This is a genomic window from Sphingomonas sinipercae, from assembly GCF_011302055.1.
In the GTDB taxonomy this organism is placed as follows: Bacteria; Pseudomonadota; Alphaproteobacteria; order Sphingomonadales; family Sphingomonadaceae; genus Sphingomicrobium; species Sphingomicrobium sinipercae.
Genome location: NZ_CP049871.1, coordinates 82,501 through 102,466 on the forward strand (window position 1 = coordinate 82,501; position 19,966 = coordinate 102,466).

General features: G+C 66.4%; 18 protein-coding genes. 5 read left to right on the plus strand and 13 right to left on the minus strand.

Features of this window, described 5'->3' with window-relative positions:
- Nucleotides 1-179 precede the first annotated feature (179 nt).
- From prmC to hisS, 3 genes are read right to left on the minus strand one after another with little or no spacing between them, the layout of a single operon-like run.
- Entirely contained in the window at nt 180-1,010 is an 831-nt protein-coding gene (gene prmC, locus G7078_RS00435) for a peptide chain release factor N(5)-glutamine methyltransferase (RefSeq protein WP_166091877.1), read from the minus strand.
- A gap of 33 nt (nt 1,011-1,043) precedes the next feature.
- Entirely contained in the window at nt 1,044-2,123 is a 1,080-nt protein-coding gene (gene prfA / locus G7078_RS00440) for a peptide chain release factor 1 (protein ID WP_166091880.1), read from the minus strand.
- Nucleotides 2,120-3,367, minus strand: a complete 1,248-nt coding sequence (hisS, locus tag G7078_RS00445; RefSeq protein WP_166091882.1) for a histidine--tRNA ligase — start codon at nt 3,365-3,367, stop codon at nt 2,120-2,122. The genes prfA and hisS overlap by 4 nt, the downstream gene beginning before the upstream one ends.
- 55 nt (nt 3,368-3,422) lie before the next feature.
- On the opposite strand from hisS, the gene G7078_RS00450 reads away from it, so the two are divergent.
- The gene (locus tag G7078_RS00450) at nt 3,423-5,333 is read left to right on the plus strand and encodes a M61 family metallopeptidase (protein WP_166091885.1); all 1,911 of its coding nucleotides are present in this window, start codon (nt 3,423-3,425) and stop codon (nt 5,331-5,333) included.
- Here G7078_RS00450 and G7078_RS00455 read toward each other — a convergent pair.
- The 4 genes from G7078_RS00455 to G7078_RS00470 form a co-directional block, all read right to left on the minus strand.
- Entirely contained in the window at nt 5,330-7,819 is a 2,490-nt protein-coding gene (locus G7078_RS00455) for a TonB-dependent receptor plug domain-containing protein (RefSeq protein WP_166091887.1), read from the minus strand. The two genes, G7078_RS00450 and G7078_RS00455, sit on opposite strands and share 4 nt — an antisense overlap.
- A gap of 88 nt (nt 7,820-7,907) precedes the next feature.
- The gene (locus G7078_RS00460) at nt 7,908-9,158 is read right to left on the minus strand and encodes a DUF445 domain-containing protein (RefSeq protein WP_246166386.1); all 1,251 of its coding nucleotides are present in this window, start codon (nt 9,156-9,158) and stop codon (nt 7,908-7,910) included.
- Nucleotides 9,159-9,189: 31 nt separating this feature from the next.
- Nucleotides 9,190-12,345, minus strand: a complete 3,156-nt coding sequence (locus G7078_RS00465; protein ID WP_166091889.1) for an efflux RND transporter permease subunit — start codon at nt 12,343-12,345, stop codon at nt 9,190-9,192.
- A 15-nt stretch (nt 12,346-12,360) separates the two neighbouring features.
- Entirely contained in the window at nt 12,361-13,542 is a 1,182-nt protein-coding gene (locus tag G7078_RS00470; protein ID WP_166091891.1) for an efflux RND transporter periplasmic adaptor subunit, read from the minus strand.
- Nucleotides 13,543-13,756: 214 nt separating this feature from the next.
- Here G7078_RS00470 and G7078_RS00475 point away from each other — a divergent pair, with 214 nt between their 5' ends.
- Entirely contained in the window at nt 13,757-14,020 is a 264-nt protein-coding gene (locus tag G7078_RS00475; protein WP_166091893.1) for a GlsB/YeaQ/YmgE family stress response membrane protein, read from the plus strand.
- An 83-nt stretch (nt 14,021-14,103) separates the two neighbouring features.
- Entirely contained in the window at nt 14,104-14,820 is a 717-nt protein-coding gene (locus tag G7078_RS00480; protein ID WP_246166388.1) for an SIMPL domain-containing protein, read from the plus strand.
- Nucleotides 14,821-14,882: 62 nt separating this feature from the next.
- On the opposite strand, the gene G7078_RS00485 is transcribed toward G7078_RS00480, so the two are convergent.
- From G7078_RS00485 to G7078_RS00495, 3 genes are all read right to left on the minus strand, one after another.
- Complete coding sequence (locus G7078_RS00485; protein WP_166095970.1) at nt 14,883-15,134, minus strand: GlsB/YeaQ/YmgE family stress response membrane protein; 252 nt, start codon at nt 15,132-15,134, stop codon at nt 14,883-14,885.
- A 180-nt stretch (nt 15,135-15,314) separates the two neighbouring features.
- Complete coding sequence (gene sciP, locus G7078_RS00490) at nt 15,315-15,614, minus strand: CtrA inhibitor SciP (RefSeq protein ID WP_166091896.1); 300 nt, start codon at nt 15,612-15,614, stop codon at nt 15,315-15,317.
- A gap of 116 nt (nt 15,615-15,730) precedes the next feature.
- Entirely contained in the window at nt 15,731-15,922 is a 192-nt protein-coding gene (locus G7078_RS00495; protein ID WP_166091898.1) for a hypothetical protein, read from the minus strand.
- Between the two features lie 71 nt (nt 15,923-15,993).
- Here G7078_RS00495 and mnmA point away from each other — a divergent pair, with 71 nt between their 5' ends.
- A complete protein-coding gene (gene mnmA / locus G7078_RS00500; RefSeq protein WP_166091900.1) occupies nt 15,994-17,112 on the plus strand; it encodes a tRNA 2-thiouridine(34) synthase MnmA in 1,119 nt (372 codons plus the stop codon).
- Nucleotides 17,096-17,560 (plus strand): NUDIX hydrolase, encoded by a 465-nt coding sequence (locus tag G7078_RS00505; RefSeq protein ID WP_246166389.1) that lies wholly within the window; start codon nt 17,096-17,098, stop codon nt 17,558-17,560. Before mnmA ends, G7078_RS00505 begins: the two co-directional genes overlap by 17 nt.
- Here G7078_RS00505 and G7078_RS00510 read toward each other — a convergent pair.
- Genes G7078_RS00510 through pdxH form a run of 3 tightly spaced genes read right to left on the minus strand, consistent with a single transcriptional unit; the run spans nt 17,550 to nt 19,857 of the window.
- Entirely contained in the window at nt 17,550-18,332 is a 783-nt protein-coding gene (locus G7078_RS00510; protein ID WP_166091905.1) for a PhzF family phenazine biosynthesis protein, read from the minus strand. The genes G7078_RS00505 and G7078_RS00510 overlap by 11 nt on opposite strands.
- A complete protein-coding gene (locus tag G7078_RS00515; RefSeq protein WP_246166391.1) occupies nt 18,329-19,279 on the minus strand; it encodes a cation diffusion facilitator family transporter in 951 nt (316 codons plus the stop codon). The genes G7078_RS00510 and G7078_RS00515 overlap by 4 nt, the downstream gene beginning before the upstream one ends.
- Entirely contained in the window at nt 19,276-19,857 is a 582-nt protein-coding gene (gene pdxH / locus G7078_RS00520) for a pyridoxamine 5'-phosphate oxidase (protein ID WP_166091907.1), read from the minus strand. The genes G7078_RS00515 and pdxH overlap by 4 nt, the downstream gene beginning before the upstream one ends.
- Nucleotides 19,858-19,966: the final 109 nt, after the last annotated feature.

Here is a 19,966-nt window from a genome sequence, read left to right on the forward strand (position 1 = left end):
GACCTCGTTTCCGCTAAGCTGCGAACGTGCAGCGCTAGCCTCGTTCTTTAGCGGCTCGCTGCCAAGAACGTCCGATTGCGTCGGGGGTAGGGGGGTGCGCTCATCTCGCTTCCGGTAAGGCGGACCCGCTCCTAGGAGAAGATGTAGTAGGGAATACAGTCAATTCCAAGCGAATTCGTTCAGGCCCAGGTGAGCAACACCGCCCGGGGCCGTCCGCCGAGATCGTCGGCAAGGCGGGCGCGCAGGCCGTCGCGCTGCAGGATCGCCGGGCCGGCTTCGGCCTGGTCCGCGCCGATTTCGACCGCCGCCAAACCGCCGGGCGCAAGCAGGCGCGGAATCTCCGGCGCGAGGCGGCGTATGTCGTCAAGGCCGTCCGGCCCGGCGAACAGCGCTTCCGACGGTTCATATTCGGCGACCCCGGGGCCAAGCTTGGCCTTCGTCGCGACATAGGGCGGGTTGCAGAGCAAGAGATCGAAGCTGCCCGCAAGGTCGTCGGCCCAATTGCCGAGCCTGAATTCGGCCCGCCCTTCAAGGCCCAGCCGGCGGGCGTTGGCCGAAGCGTAGGACAGCGCCTGGCGGGACATGTCGACGCCGATGCCGCGCGCATCGGGCCACAGGTCCAGCGTCGCCAGCAACAAGGTACCGGGCCCGGTACCGAGGTCGAGCACCCGCCGGGGGCCGTCGGGGTGGCGACCGAAATGGTCGATGGCCGAAGCGATCAGGACTTCGCTGTCGGGCCGCGGGATCAGCACGCCGGGGCCGACGTGCAGGTCGATGTTCCAGAATGCGCGCCGGCCGGTGATGTAGGCGATCGGCTCTCCGCGCTTGCGCCGTTCGAGCATCTCCCAGAAACGGTCGGGCACCGGCCGGTCGGGCGGCGCCAGCAGCAGCCGGTCGCGGTCGATGTTATAGGCTTCGGCCATCAGCAGCTCGGCGTCGAGGCGCGCGCTATCGCTGCTGGCCTCAAGCTGTCGCGCCGCGTCCGCAAGCGCGCGGGCGACCGGCTTCAATGTGCGGATCCACTCCGCCCAGGCAGAGCCGATTCAAGCATCTTCGAGCCCCGCCAGCCGCTCCGCTTCGTCTTCGGCAGTCAATGCTTCGGTCAGTTCGGCCAAACCAGGGCCCTCCAGGATCGCATCTAGCTTGTGGAGGGTCAGGTTTATGCGGTGATCGGTCACGCGTCCTTGCGGAAAGTTATAGGTCCGGATGCGCTCCGACCGGTCGCCGGAACCGACCATCGACTTGCGGGCGCCCGCCCGCTCGCTGGCCAGGCGCTCACGCTCAAGTTCGAACAATCGGGTGCGCAAAACCTTGAGCGCCTTGGCCTTGTTCTTGTGCTGCGACTTTTCATCCTGCTGGATGACGACGAGCCCGGTCGGCAAGTGCGTGATGCGCACCGCGCTATCGGTGGTGTTGACCGATTGGCCGCCAGGGCCGGACGAGCGGTACACGTCGATCCGCAGATCCTTGTCGTCGATCTGCACGTCGACTTCCTCGGCCTCCGGAAGGACCGCCACCGTCGCCGCGGAGGTATGGATCCGCCCGCCGCTTTCGGTCGCCGGCACGCGTTGCACCCGGTGGACGCCGCTTTCGAACTTGAGCTTGGCGAACACGCCGACGCCGTTGATCGACGCGACCGCTTCCTTGTAGCCGCCGACTTCCGAAGCGCTGGCCGAGATCAGCTCGAACCGCCAGCCCTGCTCTTCGGCGAAGCGCTGGTACATGCGCAGCAGGTCGCCGGCGAACAGCGCGGCTTCGTCGCCGCCGGTGCCCGCCCGCACCTCGAGCATCGCCGCGCGCTCATCGGCCGCGTCACGCGGCAGCAACTGCACCGCCAGCGCCCGCTCCGCTTCCGGTAGCTTGCGCTCGATTTCGGCCAGTTCCTCCTCGGCCATCGCGCGCATTTCGGCGTCGGCATCGCGGGTCATCGCCGACAGGCTTTCCCGCTCGGCGCGCAGCCGCCGGACTTCCCGGGCCGCGGCGGCCACCGGCTCGATCGCGGCATAGTCCTTCGACAGCCGGACGAACTCGTCTGGCGGCAGGTTTCCCGACGCCATCGAATCGGCAAGCTCCTGCCTGCGCGCCTCGATCGAGGCGATCCGTTCCGACGAAATCCGAGTCATGCGGTGATCGCTTCGCTCAGCAGGTCGAGCGACACCGGTTCCTGCGCGCCGGTCGCCATCGTCTTGAGCTGCGCCTCACCGCGGTCGAGTTCATCGTCGCCGATGATCAAGGCATAGGCCGCACCGGATGCGCTGGCCTTGCTCATCCGCTTCTTCATGTTGCCGCGATAGGCCATGTCGGCGGCGATCCCCTCGCGGCGCAAGCCGGTCAGGATCCGCATGGCCTCCGCCTCCGCCCGCTCGCCGAGCGGCACGATGACCACGATCGGCGCTTCCGGCGCCGGCGCGTCGATCATCATCGCCAGCCGTTCGATCCCCGCAGCCCAGCCGACCGCCGGCGTGCGCGGTCCGCCGAGGGTTTCGACCAGCCCGTCATAGCGCCCGCCGGCGAGCACGGTCCCCTGCGATCCCAGCCGGTCGGTGATGAATTCGAAGGCGGTGTGCCGGTAATAATCGATCCCGCGGACCAGGCGCGGCGCCCGTTCCCAGGCGACGCCGGCAGCGTCGAGCCCGGAGGTCACCGCAGCGAAGAAATCCGCCGCTTCGCCGGTCAGGAAGTCGTCGATCACCGGCGCGCTGTCGACGACCGGCCAATCCTGGTGCGCCTTGCTGTCTAGGATCCGTAGCGGGTTGCGGTCGAGCCGGTCGCGGCTGTCGTCGCTCAAGACGTTGCGATGCGAGGCGAAATGTTCGTGCAAGGCGTCGCGCCAGGCGGCCCGCGTCGCGGGGTCGCCAAGCGTATTGAGGTTGAGGATGACGCCCTCGCCGATGCCCAATTCCTTGAGCAACTGGTCGGCAAAGGCGAGCAGTTCGACATCCGCCTGCGGTTCGCCGGCGCCGAGGATTTCGGCATCCAGCTGGTGGAACTCGCGGAAGCGCCCCTTCTGCGGCCGCTCGTAACGGAAGGCTGGACCGTGCGTGGCGACCTTCAGCGGCGCGAACTGCTGCCAGCCTTCGGACAAATAGGCGCGCGCAATCCCGGCGGTGAATTCGGGCCGCAAGGTGACCGATTCCCCGCCCTTGTCTTCGAAGCTGTACATTTCCTTCGACACGACATCGGTGGTCTCACCCATGGTCCGGGCGAATACCGCGGTCTGCTCCAGCACCGGCACTTCGACGCGGCGAAACCCGAACAGGCGGCGGACGCGGTCGAAGGCGCCGATCACCGCGTGAAACCGGTCGGCTTCCTCGCCGAGGAAGCTTTGCGTGCCGCGAATGGGCTGGATGCCGGAGTTTTGTGCCATTTCAATCGTGGCGGCAGGCCCTAGCCGCAGTGCCGGGCAAAGGCTAGCAAGCCCTATGGCTACATTCATCCTGCGCACCGCCCTTTGCCTTGCCGCCCCACTTTTGATCGCAGCGCAGAACAGCGCTCCCCAGCCAATACCGATCGTCGATTCGATCCCGGCGGCCCGGGACATCGATTATCCCGGCGTCATCCAGCTTGAGGTCGACGCGACGGACACGGCGCGGGGGATCTTCAAGGTTCGCGAAGTGGTGCCGGTGACAGGCCCGGGGCCGTTGACGATGATGGTGCCGCGCTGGTTGCCCGGCCACCATTCCCCGGATGTCGAGCTGGACAAGATCGCGGGGGTCGAATTCCTGGCCGGCGGCCGCAAGCTGGCCTGGCGGCGCGACCCGGTGGAAGTCAGCGCTTATCGCGTAGAAGTGCCGGCCGGCGCGACCAGCGTCGAGGCGCGCTTCATGTTCCTGTCCGCCACGGCCCCGAACCAGGGGCGCATCGTCAGCACGCCCGAACTTGCCAACGTCCAGTGGGAATCGGTGTCGATGTATCCGGCCGGCTATTACGTCCGCCGAATCCCGATCGTCGCGACGCTGGTGCTTCCGACGGGCTGGCAAGCGGCGACCGCGCTTCGCCCGACCGCGACCGCGGGCAACCGCATCACCTACGGACAGGTAAGCTTCGAAACGCTCCAGGATTCGCCGGTGTTCGCCGGCCTGCACGTGCGTCGCGACGACCTTGGCCACGGCGTGACCCTGAACAGCTTCGCGCACAACGCGAAGGAGCTGGCCATTCCCGCCGACGTCATCGCCAAGCATCGGCGCATGGTCGACCAGTCGATCAAGACCTTTGGGTCGCGCCACTTCGACCATTACGACTTCCTCAACGCGGTCAGCGACCAGCTTGGCGGCATCGGGCTGGAGCATCATCGTTCGACCGAGATCAGCACCGATCCCGGCTATTACATCGATTACGCCAACCACTTGCTCGACAGGAACGTCTTCCCGCACGAATTTACGCACAGCTGGAACGGCAAGTTTCGCCGTCCGGCCGGGCAAATCGTCCCCGACTTCCGCCAGCCGCTGCGCAACGACCTGCTGTGGGTCTATGAAGGCCAGACGCAATTCTGGGGCACCGTGCTGGAAGCGCGCTCCGGGATGAGCAGCAAGCAGGACGTGCTCGACAAGGTCGCGCTGTCCGCCGCCAATCTCGACAACCAGCAAGGGCGGCTGTGGCGGCCGCTGGTCGACACCACCTACGATCCGATCATCCAGAACCGGAAACCTGAGCCGTGGGGAAGCTACCAGCGCAACGAGGATTATTACAACGAGGGCATGCTGATCTGGTTCGAGGCGGATGCGATCATCCGGCGCGGCACCGGCGGCACGCGCGGGATGGACGATTTCGCCCGCGCCTTCTTCGGCGTTCGCGACGGCGATTGGGGGGAGCTGCCGTACACCCGCGACGACCTCATCCGAACGCTGAACGCCGTCTACCCTTACGACTGGGCGACCTTCCTCCACGACCGGGTCGACGTGCCGACGCCGCGCGCGCCCCTGGCCGGCTTCGCAATGTCCGGGTACGAGCTTCGCTACACCGACGAGCCGACCGAAGCGGCAAAGGCGCGCGCCAAGCTCTATAACAGCGCGGATTTCGCTTACTCGCTGGGTTTCAGCGTGACGCAGGACAAGGCGCTCGGTTCGGTCCTGTGGGGCTCCCCGGCGTTCCAGGCGGGGCTGCGCTCGGGTGATGAAATCATCGCCGTGGGCGACCGGACCTATGCCGAAGAAACGCTCAAGGACGCTGTGACTGCCGCCAAGGGCGGCCGGCCGATCCGGTTGATCGTCCGCCGCGGCGACGCCATCCGGACGGTCGATCTGACCTATTCCGGCGGCTTGCGCTATCCGCGGCTGGTCAAGGTCGGCAAGGCGCCGGGCGCGCTGGACCGGCTGCTGGCGCCACTGCCCTAGTCGGCTCCCGCCCCGCCGCCCCGGCGGGATCCGCGCGCCGGCAGGAACAGCTTGCGGAAGGTGATTCCGATCGTCCGGCCGGCCGGATCGAGCAGGTCCGGCTGGTAGCTGAACGGCACTTCTCCCGCCGCGTTGCGGACCTTGGGCTTGCTGTCGAAGATATTCTTGACCTCGAAGCGAAGCGTACTGCCGCGAAGCCACGGCTGCTTGCTGACGAGGTCGAACCTTTGGCCAAGGTTTGCGAACAGCCGCAGGTCGAAGGTCGCCAGCGGCGCAAAGTTAAGCAACTGGCCGCCAAGATCGTCGACCTGCGTCCCAGACCGGTAGTTGGCCGAGAGGCGCGCGCCCAGGCCATTGTTGAAGTAGCCGGCCTGCCCCTCAACCTGGTGGCGCGGCCGGCCGCCGGACTGGCCGGCCGCATCGCCATTGAGGAAATCGAGCTTCGGGAGGCCGGGGCGGATCGTCGCCCGGTCGACCAGCGCGATCGTGTCCGTCAGCGAAAATTGCAGTCGGCCGCCGTTACGGCCGCCGCCACCGCCGAAGCGGCCGCCGCCAAAGCCCCTGCCGCCGCGCCGTTCGCCGGCACCTTGCCCGTCGCTGCCTGCGCCTGGCGGTGCGTCGCCCGCTGTTGGAGCGCCCCCGCCAGCCGCCGCACGGCGTGATCGGAACGCCTCGATCTGCGCCGGCGATGGCGCCGCCGATTTCAAAGGCTTGGTGAAGTCGAAGCCGATCCGGACAGTGTCGGTTCGGACGCTGTCGTAATTCACGGGCCGCAGGTCGGCGCTGAGCAGCGTACCGTCCAGACCGCGTTCGAACCGTTCAGGGAAGGCCGCTTCCACCGCCGCGCTCGGTCCCGGGAAGCTCGAAACCGCATCGGTGATGCTGGTCCGCACATATTCCGCGCGCAGGCGAAGATCGGTGTCGGCGATCGGCTGCCAGTTGGCGCCGATCTTCACGACATTGCGGCGGTCCGCGAGCAGGTCGGGATTGCCGCCGCTGACAACCGTCGCAAGCACCGTCTCGCCGCGGGTGAAGTCGAAAACCCGCGATCCCGCAGTCGTGAGCATAGGGTTACCCAGCTGGGTCACGCTCGGCGCGCCGTCTTCGCGGGTCCAGCTGCCGATGAAATTCAGCCGCACCACCGGCGACCAGTTCACGCCCGCACCGACGGTCGTCAGCGTGCCGAAGTCGGATAGCTGCTCGACTTCGCCATTGGCGTTGAGCGTCAGATTGCCGAGCGCCGAGAAATCGCTGTTGCGCCGCGACAATGGCAAATCGACGCTCGCCGACGCGGCGCCGCGCGTCCGGCCCAGCGAAAGCGGCTTGCCGTCCTCGTCTTCGTCGCTTCGCCGGCTGTTTAGGTCGAGCGTGCTGGCCGCCAACTTCAACGTGGTTCCTGCGCGTCCGGCAGGCAGTTCGAACAGCTTTCCGTTGGCAGTGATGTCCGCCTCCGCCGACAGGGTTGTCGAGCGTGAGCGGTTCTCCAACGCGCCGCTCGGCCGGTCGCTTTGAGTCGAATTGCGCGTGTAATCGGCGTTCGCGGTCGACGAAAATTGCCAGTCGGACTTGCGCCAGTTGAGCGCCAGGCCAGCATGGGCGCTGTCCGTGCTGGAGTCGCGCCGGAGCGTCGTCAGCCCGGCATCGTCGAGGCCGAGCAGCGCCTTGCCGTCATTATGTTCGACCTCCGCATTCACCGTCGCGCCGACGTCGCCGAGCACGGTGCGATTGTGGGTAACGCTCGCGCGCACATTGCGCTTGGAGCCGAGCAGCGAGCGCGCCGCGCGGTCGTCGACCGCGTCCGGCTCCTTAAGCGCCACATCGCGCTCATCCTCCGTCAGCAGGCCGTTGCCCTGGGCGCGAAGGTTGACCGAAGTCCTCCCGCTCCGCGAGATCATCAAGCGGGTCGCGTCGGCAGTGCCGCCGACATATCCCCCGCCGGTCGGCACTTGCACCGTCGCCAGCGCGCTGGTCGAGCGGAAGCGTTCGCGAAGCACGAAATTCACGACGCGCTGGTCGGCACGATAGCCGTAGCGAAGCGCAACCTCCTCCGGCAGGATATCGACCCGCTCGATCGCTTCGGTCGGAATGTCGCGAAGCTCGCGGAAGCTGGAGATGCGCTGGCCGTTGAGCAGCAGGATCGGCCGCTCGCCGCCGCGCCCGCGCGCGCTTCCAATCTGCGGCGCGATCGCTTCCAGAAGCTCGTTGATGTCGGTCGCGCCGGTGGCCCGGATATCGCGCGCGTTCAACGTATCTTCCGGCGGAATGTCGCCGATCACATTGCCGCGCCGCTGCCCGGTGACGACGATGACGTCGGCTTCCCCTTCCGCGTCGAGATCGTCGGCGGTGGGCGCGTCGGGTTCCTCAGTTGCCGGCTGGACGACGGGCTCGGGGCCCTGCGCTACCGGCGCGGAAGCGTCCTGGGCCCGTGCGGAAGTGGCGACGAAAGCGATTGCGGCAGCGCCGGCAAGGAAGGCGGATTTGTTCATTCGAAGCGGGTTGGCGTTGGCCGCGTGAATCCTTCCTGACGCCCGGCAAGGTTTCGATGAACGGCCGCCTGCGACTGACGAACGGCGGCTACAGGCGGTCGAACATGTAGATAAGGAGACCAACCAGGCCGCCGACGATCGTGCCATTGAATCGGATATATTGGAGGTCGCGGCCGACCGCGCTTTCCAGCCGCGCCGTGACCGTACGCGCGTCCCACCCGCGGACCGTGTCGGACACCAGCTTGACGATCGACCCGCCATAGCTTGAGGCCATGCCCGCCACGGCGCGCCGCGCGAACATGTTCAGGCTGCGCCGGATAGCCGGATCGGATTCCAGCGTGGTGCCCATCGACCGCAGCACTTCGCCCAACTTCCCGGCGAGGGCCGCGTCCGGGTTGCGCGCCGAAGCGATGATCGCCGCCCGGCCCTTTTGCCAGATGGTGTCGAGCCACAGGCCGACCGAGCGATTGTCGAGGAGCTGCTCCTTCATCTGTTCGACCCGCGCCTTCGTTTCCGGCTTGGACTGGAGGTCGTTGGCGAGCTGCGCGAGCGCTTCTTCGACCTTCAGCCGCACCGGGTGCGCCGGGTCGGTCGACATCTCCGCCGTCAGCTTGCGCAGCCCATCGACGACGGCGTCGGCCAGCTTGGCGTCGAGCCCGGCCAGCTTGACCACCCAATTCGCCTTGTTGTGCACCATGTCGCGGATCAGCTGCTCGTTCGCCTCCAGCGCCCGCGCCGTCCAGCGGATGGCCGCTTCCAGCATCGGCACGTGGCGGTCCTCATTGATCGCCGACGCCAGCGCATGGCCAAGCAAGGGCGACACCTCCATCGCGCGAAGCCGCGATGACACCGCGCTCTTGAAGATGCCGCCGAGGCGTTCGTCGTCGAGGCTTTCGAAGGCATTGGCGATAAGCCGCGACGCGCCTTGCCGGATTCGAGTGCCTTCCCCGGGCGGGGCTTTCAAAAAGCGTCCGGCAGCGCCGGCGATGTCGATGTCCCGCATCCGCCGGGCGACCACCGACGGAATCAGGAAATTGTCCTTCAGGAAGGACGCGAGCGCTTCGCCGATGCGGTCCTTGTTGCGGGGAATGATAGCGGTGTGCGGGATCGGCAGGCCAAGCGGGTGCCGGAACAAGGCGGTCACCGCGAACCAGTCGGCCAATCCGCCGACCATCGCCGCTTCCGCGAAAGCCTTGACGAGGCCGAGCCAGGGATAGGCCGGTTGGAAGGCGCGGGCGGCCAGGAAAATTCCGGCCATCATCACCAGCAGGCCGGTGGCGGCGGCCTTCATTCCGGCGGCGCCGGGCTGGACGGGATTGAAACGCGACAGCGCCGTCATCGCCTCGCCATAGCGGCGGCGGTTGTGGAAATCACTCCGCCGGCTGGGGCAGCGCTGGCGGCGAGTCGCCGGCCCGCCTGATGAAGCCACCGAACTTGCGCGCCACCCAGCTTTCCAGATCGATCGCGATCGAGAAATAGGCGGGCACGAGCACCAGCGTCAGGACTGTCGAGAACAGCAGGCCGCCAATCACGGTCACGCCCATCGGGGCGCGCCAGCTGCCGTCGCCGTGCAGCGACAAGGCGACGGGAAGCATGCCCGCGACCATGGCGATGGTGGTCATCACGATCGGTTGGGCGCGCTTGTGGCCAGCCTCGTAGATCGCCTCGTTCTTCCCCATGCCGTGGTTCATCATCTCAACCGCAAAATCGACCAGCAGGATCGAGTTCTTGGCGACGATCCCGAACAGCATCAGGACGCCGATGAAGACCGGCATCGACACCGGCTGGCCGGCAAGGTGAAGCCCGACCGCGGCGCCGAGCGGCGCCAGGAGAAGCGAGCCCATATTCACGAACGGCGCCAGGAAGCGGCGGTACAGCAGGACCAGCACCGCGAACACGAGCAGGATCCCCGAAATCACCGCGATGATGAAGCTCTGGATCAGTTCGCCCTGCCATTTCTGGTCGCCAAGCGCGAGGCGCGAGACGCCTTCCGGAAGGTTCTTCATGGCCGGAAGCGCGTTGATCTTCTTCCACGCGTCGCCGCTGACCAGCCCAGGCGCCAGGTCCGCGCCGATGGCGATCCGACGGACCTGGTTAGTCCGCTGCACGGTGACCGGCCCGCCGCCGAAGCTGATCTGGGCAACCGCCTTGAGCGGGACCGATCCGCCGTTCTGGGTCGGCACCGGCAGGTTTTCGAGCACGGACAGGTTGCGCCTGGCTTCGATCGGCAGGCTGACGATGATCGGCACCTGGCGGTCGGCGAGCGAGAATTTGGCGCTGTTCTGGTCGATGTCGCCGATCGTCGCGATCCGGATCGTCTGGCTCAGCGCCTGAGTGGTAACTCCAAGGTCCGCCGCAAGATCGGTCCGGGGCGTGATGATGATTTCCGGCCGGATGTCGTCGCCCTGCACGCGCGGCGCGATCAATTCCGGGACGTTCTCCATCTCGGCCGCAACCTGCTGCGCCGCCTGGTTGAGGAGGATGGGATTGTCGCTGCCAAGGTAGAGCGTGATGTCGCGGCCGCCGCTGCCGGGACCGCCGCCGCCCTGGCTAATGAAGTTCACGCGCGCGTCGCTGACCTGCGCAAGCTTGGGCGTGATCTCGCGCTGGATCTGGAAGCTCTTTTTGGACCGGTCGTCCTTGAAGCGAACGTTGATGAAGGCGGCCGAGGTGAACACCCGCTCGAACACATATTGAACGTCCGGGTGATCGTCGACGATGTCCGCGACCTGCGCCGCGACCGAACGAGTCTGTTCCAGCGTCGCACCCGGCGGCATGCCGATCCTGACCGAAGCGTTGTTGACGTCCTGCTCCGGATCGAAAGTCATCGATAGGGTGGAGAACAACCAGATGGTCAGTGCGAAGGTGGCAAAGCCCGCCAGCACCGCGCCCATACGGTGGTCGCGAGTCAGCGAGAAAATGGCGGCGCGCTTGCCCGGATGCCGCTCGCGATAGGCCTCGGCCTTACGCGTATCGAGCGTCCAGTTCAGCATCCGCAAATAATAGCCCATCCACTTGCCGGAGGCATGCGGTTCCGGCCCATGCGACTTGAGGAAGAATGCCGCCATCAGTGGCGTGATCATGCGCGCGACGAGCAGGCTCATCAGGACCGACAGCACGACCGTGTAGCCGAAGTGCCGGAAGAACTGCCCCGAAATGCCAGGCATGAGCGCGACCGGCAGGAAGACGGCGACGATCGACATGGTCGTCGCAAGCACCGCAAGGCCGATCTCGTCGGCGGCATCGATCGACGCCTGATAGGCGGACTTACCCATGCGCATGTGCCGAACGATGTTCTCGATCTCCACGATCGCATCGTCGACCAGCACGCCGGCAACCAGCGCCAGCGCCAGCAGCGAGAGGAAGTTGAGGTTGATGTCCATCAGATCCATGAACCAGAAGGCCGGGATCGCGGACAACGGAATGGCCACCGCGGAGATGATGGTCGCGCGGAAATCGCGCAGGAACAGGAACACCACGAACACCGCCAGGACCGCGCCTTCGATCAAGGCCCGCATCGAACTGGCATATTGGTTCTTCGTGTAATCGACGGTGTTATCGATCTCGACGAACTTGATCCGCGGATCTTCCTTTTCGATCTTGTGCAGTTCCTTCCACGCGGCGTCGTAGACGGTGACTTCGGAAGCCCCGCGGGCCCGCTGCAGGTTGAAGCTGACGACGGTCCGGCCACCGAGATAGGCCGCGGAGCGAACCTCCGAATTGCTGTCGCGAACGCGGCCGAGGTCGTCCAGCTTGACGGTGCGCCCACCGGGCACCGCGATCTGGGTCTGCGACAGCGCGTAGGCGTCCTTGGCATTGCCGAGGACGCGAACCGTCTGCTCGGACCCTGCGATCTCCGCCCGGCCGCCGGTCGCGTTGACGTTGACCTGGCGAAGCTGCTGGTTGACCTGCGCCGCGGTAATGCCCTGCGCCTGCAGCGCGGCGGGATCGAGTTCGATTCTGATCTGCCGGTCGACGCCGCCTTCACGAACGACCGTCGCGAGGCCCGGAACGGCAAGCAGCCGCCGCGACACGGTGTTGTCGATGTACCAGCTTAACTGCTCGAGCGTCATGTCGGTGGTCTGCGCGGCGATGAACGACATCTCGCCGCCGCCACCGGCCTCGATGCGGACGATCTGCGGCTCGAGAATGCCATCCGGAAGCTCGCTTCGAATCTGCGAGACTGCGTCGCGCAGGTCGGTGATCGCCCGGTCGATCGGCGTGCCGATCTGGAAGCTGACGATGGTCTGGCTGTTGCCTTCGCGGATCGAGCTGCTGATTTCCTCGACGCCGGTCAGCCCGCGAGCGGCCGCTTCGATCCGCTGCGTGACCTGGTTTTCCATCTCGCTCGGCGCGGCGCCAGGCTGCGAGACGGTGACGATCGCGCCTGGGAATTCGACGTCCGGGAAGTTGTTGACGTCCATCCGCATGAACGCGACCAGCCCCGCCAGCAGCAGGCCGACGAAAAAGACGATCGGCGGTACCGGGTTGCGGATGCACCAGGACGAGATGTTGCGGAAGTTCATGAATTTATCCGGCTTCTACGGCCGTGCCGCTTGACGCTTGGGCAGTACGCGCTGCCCGGGATTGAGGAACGGGCCGGCAGACATCACGACCGCTTCCTGGCCGCTCAGGCCCTCGGCAATCGTCACGCCCTCCTCGCCGACCTGGCCGACCCGGACGCTCCGCCGTTCGACCGTGTTGCGCGGGCTGATGATGAACACATAGGTGCCCTTGGAATCGCTGAGCACCGCACTTTGCGGCAACAGCGGCGCGGTGGTGGCGCCCGAAGCGATTTTCGCTTCCGCGAAGCCGCCCGGACGAATGCCGGCGGAATAAGGGATGCCGATCCGAACTTCGCCCTGGCGCGATTGCGGGTCGATGACGGGGGATATCTGCCAAACGCTGCCGGCGATGGTCGTGGTGGTGCCGACCGGAGTGACGCTGGCCGGCATTCCGACGCGGATCCCCGCCAATTCCTGCTGCGACAGCTGCGCGCGCATCTCCATCTCGCCGCCGGCGGCGATGCGGAATAGCGCCCCGGACCCCGGACCGACGATTTGGCCGACCTCGACATTGCGCGCGAGCACCAGGCCGCTGGTCGGCGCGCGCACATCGAGCTGGCCAATCTGCGCCCGGGTCTGGCCAAGCTGCGCCTGCGCGACCCGAACCTGCGCGACGGCGGCGTCGCGCGCGGCACGCTTGGCGTCCAGGTCGGCCTTGGACACGAAGCCGCGCCCGACGAGCGCCTGCGAACGCTCAAGGTTATTCTGCGCAAGGTCAGCGTTGGCCCGCGCGGCCGCAATCTGCGCCGTTTGCTGGCGAGCAAGCTCGGATTGGACTGACCGCTCCACCGTCGCCAGCGTCTGGCCGGCCGACACCCAGGTGCCGGCATCCACCAGAACGCGCGCGACCCGTCCGCCCTGACCGGCGATCCCGACCGGCTGATCGCGCCGCGCGGCGAGCGCGCCGCTGGTCGTCACGGTCTGCGCGAGTGGGGTCTTGCCGGGCACGATGACCGTGACCGTGGGCACTTGGCCGCTGCGGCCCGAGGCCCCGACGGAGGCAGGCTTTTCTTCGCCCCCCATCATCGTGAAGGCCAGGACCGCCGCGACCAGCGCGACAATCCCTGCGGCAATGATCGCCAGCCGCTTGCCGCGGCCGTTATCGACCAGCACCAGCGTCTCGTCGTGCGAGTCCCGGATCGGAGTTTCCCTGTTCATCTGCAATCGTCTCTCGCCTTGCGCGGTGCTGGCCGCTGCGCTCCCATAGTTACAGGTGTATTACGCGAATAACTCACCGGTCGCAACCAAAGCGTATCCGTCCTGATTCGCCATTGGTTTTCGACCAACGGCGGCACTTGCGCGGTCGACCCGCGTTGGCGCATCGTACAACGCTGTGCGGCGGCGACGCGCCGAGGACAAGAGGGGAAACGCAATGGAATCATATGGCATTCTCGGTTGGATCATCATCGGCGGAATCGCGGGCGCGATCGCCAAATTCCTGATGCCCGGCCGCGACCCCGGGGGCTGCATCGTCACCATCCTGCTCGGCATCGCCGGAGCCTTCCTCGCGGGATGGCTGGGCCAGGCCGTCGGCTGGTACAAGGCCGGTGAAGGTGCCGGGTTTGTCGCCGCCATCGTCGGTGCCTTCATCATTCTCGCTATCTACAAGCTCATCGCCGGCCGCCGCCGGGTCTGACCCGGCCGGCCGCTCGTCAGTTCAGCCTGCAGCCATGTCGCCGCGGCGAGTCATTGCGCAGCTGAACTGAACGAGGGCTGCATATGAAAATGAAGTTTATGGCGCTCGCGCTTGCGAGCGTCGCGTTATCGAGCGCCGCCGCGGCGGAAGCGCCGACGATCAACCAGTCGATTGCCGGAACCCGGCTCGACGTATCCGCCAGCGGCGAAGTGACGCGGGTTCCGGATATCGCGGTGATCAGCGCGGGTGTCGTGACTCGCGCGCCAACGGCATCGGCGGCGATTCGCGACAATGCGACGCGGATGGAGCGGGTCATCGCCGCATTGCGCGCTGCCGGGATCGCCGAGGGCGACATCCAGACCACGGCCCTCAACCTCAACCCCGACTATCGCTATCCGCAAAACCAGCCGCCGCAGTTGACCGGTTATAGCGCATCCAACCAGGTGACGATCCGCTTCCGCGACGTGCGCAACAGCGGCAAGATCCTCGACACTTTGGTTGCCCAGGGCGCGAACCAGATCAACGGGCCGACGCTGACCGTCGACAAGCCAGGACCGGCGCTGGACGAAGCCAGGGCCAAGGCGGTGGCCGTCGGCCGGGCCCGGGCCGACCAATATGCCCGCGCCCTTGGGCTTCGCGTGGTCCGGGTCGTCTCGGTCAGCGAAAGCGGCGGTCATTACGCGCCCCCGCAGCCGATGGCGGAGCGCGACCAGATGGCGATGGCGGCTTCAAAGACGGAAATCGTCCCCGGCGAACAGAAGCTGCAGGTCAACCTGGCGATGGTGTTCGAACTGCAATGAAAAAAGGCCGCGCGGAGCGATCCGCGCGGCCTTAATAGTCGATCTTACAATCGAGCGCGGGTTTAGCGGACGCTGCCCCGGCGAATGAGGTTCACGATCGCCAGCAGGACGACGGCGCCCAGCAGCGAATAGAGGAACGTCTCGATAGTGATTGCATCGTTGATGCCACCGCCGAAGATCAGTCCGGCAATGAACGCGCCGACGATGCCGACGACGATGTTGAGGAGTATGCCTTGTTGTGCATCGGTGCGCATAATGAGGCTGGCGAGCCAACCGCAGATACCGCCGACGACCAGCCAAACGATGATTCCGATCATGAAGCGTTCCCTCCTGTTACGGCCACCATTTGAATACCGGGTGGCCCTTGCACCTTCACAGACGCTTGATGCAGGGGTGTTGTTCCGGATTCACATCGATCTGTCCAGCTTTGGCGTGAAGGCCAAAGCGGCAGTCGGTGCGGGCGCGAGGAGAGAAGTCGCGCCCGGCAGGTGCGATCAGTAGCGCTGCTGGCGCTCGTAGACGTCGCGATAATGCTTGATTCGAGTGACGCGCAGGCCAGGCATGCCGCTGCGATCGACGGCGCGCTGCCAGCTGGTGAATTCTTCAAGCGTGAGCGAATAGCGCTCGCACGCTTCGTCGATGCTGAGCAGGCCGCCCGCGACCGCCGCAACGACCTCGGCCTTGCGGCGAACCACCCAGCGCGTCGTGGTCGACGGCGGCAAGCTGGCGAGCGTCAACGGCTCTCCCAAGGGACCGATGACCTGCGCGGGCCGGATTTTCTGATTCTCGAGCATTCGCTTTTCAAACCTGTTTCGTGTTGCCTGGGGCATGCTTTAAGACCGTGTCGTTGAAGACTTTCTCAAAGCGCCTGGTTAACCCCCCGCTTACCGGGCCTTACCGGCTCTTAACCTCACTTCTTGACCTCCGTTGCGGCGAAGGCGCCACGCAGCTTCGCCGATGCTTCCTGCCAGCCTTCGCCGGCCGAGAAATATCGTACTACTGCGTCGGTTCGGCTGACTTCCGCCTCGATCGCATCGAGGATTTCCGCAGCGTCCACCGGCATTTCGTTCCCTTTCGGGAAATTCCTATCGATCCGCGACACGGCGCCCCCTGAACTGCCTCGTCCACTGCCAACTAGCCGCGAGGAGTGAACTTGAGGTAAAGAGAACATCCATGTCTGCACCTTTTGACCTTGCCCGCCCCGCTTCGGAGGCTCGGATCGTCGTCGCCATGTCCGGCGGCGTCGACAGCTCGGTCGTGGCTGCGCTCGCCGCGCGCACCGGCGCGCAGGTGATCGGCGTGACCATGCAGCTCTACGATCATGGCGAGGCGGTCCGCCGCTCGGGCGCGTGCTGTGCGGGCCAGGACATTTACGACGCCAAGCAGGTCGCCGACCGACTCGGCATTGCCCATTACGTGCTCGATTACGAAAGCCGGTTCCGGACCGGCGTGATCGACCGATTTGCCGACGAATATGCCCGCGGCCGGACCCCGGTGCCGTGCAGTCTGTGCAACCAGGGGGTGAAGTTCACCGACCTTATCGCCTTCGCGCGCGAACTTGGCGCCGACTGCCTGGCGACCGGCCATTATGTGCAGCGGCTTCGCAACGGCGATCGGATCGAGCTTCATCGCGGGTCGGACCCCCGCCGAGACCAAAGCTATTTCCTGTACGGGACGACGGCCGAACAGCTCGGCTTCCTCCGCTTCCCGCTCGGCGGCTTGCCCAAGGATGCGGTGCGCGCGCTTGCCATCGAGGAGGGACTGGCGGTTGCGGCCAAGCCCGACAGCCAGGACATCTGCTTCGTCCCCGACGGCGATTACGCCAGCCTGGTCAAGCGGATGCGGCCGGAAACCGACGTTCCCGGCGACATCGTCGACCTTCACGGCAAGGTGCTCGGCCGGCACCGCGGCGTGGTCCACTTCACTGTCGGCCAGCGGCGCGGGATCGAGATTGGCGGCAGCCCGGAGCCGCTTTACGTCACCCGGATCGACCCAGAGCGCCGCCAGGTCGTCGTCGGCCCCCGCCACGCGCTGGCCGTCAGCAGGATGCGGATCGAAGGGCTGAGCTGGCTTGGCGAGGATCAAGCGGACGTGACGGTGAAGGTGCGTTCGCTCGCGCCGCCGGTGGCAGCGACTTTGGAAGGCGACTGGGCGGTGTTCGCGCAGCCCGAATATGGGGTGGCGCCGGGGCAGGCCGCCGTCTTCTATGACGGCTCGCGGGTGCTTGGCGGCGGCTGGATCGCCGAAACGACGATGGCCGGAGCGGCCCTTCCCAGTGCCGCCGCCGCGTAGCGCCGGAGTCCTGCTGTTCCGTCACAACGGACGCGGCACCGAAGTTTTGCTGGGCAAGCCGGGTGGCCCTTATTGGCACCGCCGCGACGCCGGTGCGTGGATGATCCCGAAGGGCATGATCGAGGCCGGCGAGAGCGCGATCGAAGCGGCGCTTCGCGAATATGAGGAAGAACTCGGCTCGCCACTGGGGCCGGTGCCGTTCCCGCTGTGCACCATCCGCCAGAAAGCCGGGAAGATCGTCGAAGTCTTTGCCGCCGAAGGCGACTTCGACCCGGCCACGCTGAACAGCCTGGAACATGAAGTGGAATGGCCGCCGCGCAGCGGTCAGCGCCGGCGCTTCCCAGAAATGGCGGAGGCGGCGTGGATGCCGATCGGCGAAGCGCGCCGAAAGATGCTGGAAAGCCAGCAACCGGCGCTCGACGCGCTGGAGAAGAAGCTCAAAGGCTGAACGTGCCGCTGATTACCGTCTGGCAACGGCCGCCGAGCAGCACCCGGTCGCCGGTAAGCTTGCAATCGAGCACGCCGGTGCGCGCGCTGGCCTGAAGCGCGACGAACGAATCGCGCCCGAGCCGCCGGGCCCAGAACGGCACCAGCGCCGCGTGCGCCGAACCGGTCACCGGATCCTCGTCGATGCCATGGTAACTGGCGAAGACCCGGCTTGCGACGTCGTGCCGATCGCCGGGCGCAGTGACCATGACCAGCCGGTCGAACGCCTTGAGACGCCCAAAGTCGGGGCGGACCGAGCGCACGGCCGCTTCGTCTTCAAGTAGGACGATCGCCGCGTTGTTGCCGCCTTCGCCAAGGAAGATGGGGGCGGCGCCCGTGCCAAGCGCCGCCGCAAGCTCCGGCAAATGCCCTTCCGCCACCGCGAAAGCCGGCAGGTTGAGCTGGAGCAACTCGCCTTCGCGCGCGACGGTGAGAATGCCCGACCGCGTGGCGAAGCGGATGCGTTCGCCGGCAAGGAGGACGTGCGCGCTTGCCAGCGTCGCGTGGCCGCACAGGTCGACCTCCGTCGTCGGAGTGAACCAGCGCAAGTCGTAATCGGCATCGGGATCGGCGCTCGCCACGGTAAAGGCGGTTTCGCTCAGATTATTCTCTGCCGCGATCGCCTGCATTACATGGTCGTCCAGCCAGCTTTCCAGCGGCATCACCGCCGCCGGGTTGCCGGTCAGCGGCCGCTCGGCAAAGGCGTCGACCTGGAAGAACGGGATCTGGATCATGCCTGCTCCGTAAGATGGGCGGGCAGCAGCCCCTCGCGATCGGTATGGCCTTCGGGATCGAGGTGGATGAGGATTTCCGTGTCCGGGAAGCGCTTCTGAAGCTCCTCCTCGGCGCGGTCGATCCGGTCGTGCGCCTCGCGGACGGTCCAGTCCTCCGGCACCCAGACGTGGAACTGGACGAAATGGTGCGTGCCGCTGGTCCGGGTGCGAAGATCGTGAAGACCCGACAGTTCCGGATATTCGGCCGCCGCGTCGAGGAACCGCTGGCGCTGGTCGACCTGCCACTCCCGGTCCATCAGCTGGTCGAGCGCGTGGCTCGACGAGCGCCACGCGCCGACCGCCAGCCAAAGGGCGATCAGCAGACCGAACACCGCATCGGCGCCGACAAGGCCGACGAACTGCTCCAGCGCAAGCGCGGCGATAACCGAGAGGTTGAGCAGCAGGTCGGAGGCGTAGTGCAGCCGGTCGGTTGCGATCGCGACCGACTTCGTCTGCTTCACTACATGGCGCTGGTAGGTAATGAGTGCGAGGGTCAGCACGATCGCCACCAGCGAAACGCCGATGCCAAGTTCGGCGTCCGCTGTCTGCGCGCCACGAAGCAACCGCCGCACCGACTGGATGCCGATAAAGATGGCGGAAATGCTGATGATGACGACTTGCGCCAGCGCCGCCAGCGCTTCCGCCTTCCCGTGACCGAACCGATGCTCGCTATCGGCCGGGGTCGCGGCAACGCGGACCCCGATCAGCACGACGATGCTTGCAAACAGGTCGAGCGAACTGTCGGCCAGCGATCCCAGCATCGCCATCGACGAAGTATGGAGGGCGGCCCACGCCTTGGTTGCGATCAGGAACAGCGCCATCGCGATGCTTGCCAGCGCCGCTCGCGACGTCAGCGTCGACCGCTGGCCGTGGCTATGATCATGGCCGTGCGCGTGAAGCCCGCTCACGGGTAGAGCAGCCCTTCGCTCCAGCCGCCGTCATGGCGCGTGAACAGCCTGCGCTCATGCAGCCGGTGCGGGCGGTCGGACCAGAATTCGATTCGGTCCGGGACCAGCCGAAAGCCCGACCAGCGCGGCGGTCGCGGGACCGGGCCGCCTTCGAATCGCTGGTCCATTTCTCGGTAACGCTGCTCGAACAGTTCGCGGCTTTCGAGCGGGCGCGATTGGTCCGACGCCCACGATCCGACCTGCGATTCTCGTCCGCGCGAAGCGAAATAGTCATCCGCCTCCGAATCGCTGACCTGCTCGACCGCGCCCTCGGCCCGCACCTGCCGCCGCAGCGATTTCCAGTGAATGCTCAACGCGCCCCACGGATTGGCGAGCAGCTCGCGGCCCTTGCGGCTGTCGAGATTGGTGAAAAAGCCGAACCCGTCCGGGCCGGCGCGCCGCAACAGCACCATCCGCACCGAAGGCCGCCCGCGCTCATCGGCCGAAGCGAAAGCCATCGCGTCGGGATCGTTGATCTCGCTGGCGCGGGCTTCGGTAAGCCAAGCGTCGAACAGCGCGAACGGGTCGGTTACAGCCATGCGGGCGCTCTAGGCCGCGCCGGGCGAGCGCCGCAAGCCTCGTGCCGGCCCGGTCCATTCAGCGAAGCGACAGCTAGCTTCGACGAACGGCGTGCCACGCTCTTGTTAC

Excerpts from the sequence above, each read along its gene's own strand:
- prfA (WP_166091880.1), bottom strand. The coding sequence starts at position 2,123 with ATGACTCGGATTTCGTCGGAACGGATCGCCTCGATCGAGGCGCGCAGG.
- hisS (WP_166091882.1), bottom strand. The coding sequence starts at position 3,367 with ATGGCACAAAACTCCGGCATCCAGCCCATTCGCGGCACGCAAAGCTTC.
- G7078_RS00450 (WP_166091885.1), top strand. The coding sequence starts at position 3,423 with ATGGCTACATTCATCCTGCGCACCGCCCTTTGCCTTGCCGCCCCACTT.
- G7078_RS00455 (WP_166091887.1), bottom strand. The coding sequence starts at position 7,819 with ATGAACAAATCCGCCTTCCTTGCCGGCGCTGCCGCAATCGCTTTCGTC.
- G7078_RS00460 (WP_246166386.1), bottom strand. The coding sequence starts at position 9,158 with ATGACGGCGCTGTCGCGTTTCAATCCCGTCCAGCCCGGCGCCGCCGGA.
- G7078_RS00465 (WP_166091889.1), bottom strand. The coding sequence starts at position 12,345 with ATGAACTTCCGCAACATCTCGTCCTGGTGCATCCGCAACCCGGTACCG.
- G7078_RS00470 (WP_166091891.1), bottom strand. The coding sequence starts at position 13,542 with ATGAACAGGGAAACTCCGATCCGGGACTCGCACGACGAGACGCTGGTG.
- G7078_RS00475 (WP_166091893.1), top strand. The coding sequence starts at position 13,757 with ATGGAATCATATGGCATTCTCGGTTGGATCATCATCGGCGGAATCGCG.
- G7078_RS00480 (WP_246166388.1), top strand. The coding sequence starts at position 14,104 with ATGAAAATGAAGTTTATGGCGCTCGCGCTTGCGAGCGTCGCGTTATCG.
- sciP (WP_166091896.1), bottom strand. The coding sequence starts at position 15,614 with ATGCTCGAGAATCAGAAAATCCGGCCCGCGCAGGTCATCGGTCCCTTG.
- mnmA (WP_166091900.1), top strand. The coding sequence starts at position 15,994 with ATGTCTGCACCTTTTGACCTTGCCCGCCCCGCTTCGGAGGCTCGGATC.
- G7078_RS00510 (WP_166091905.1), bottom strand. The coding sequence starts at position 18,332 with ATGATCCAGATCCCGTTCTTCCAGGTCGACGCCTTTGCCGAGCGGCCG.
- pdxH (WP_166091907.1), bottom strand. The coding sequence starts at position 19,857 with ATGGCTGTAACCGACCCGTTCGCGCTGTTCGACGCTTGGCTTACCGAA.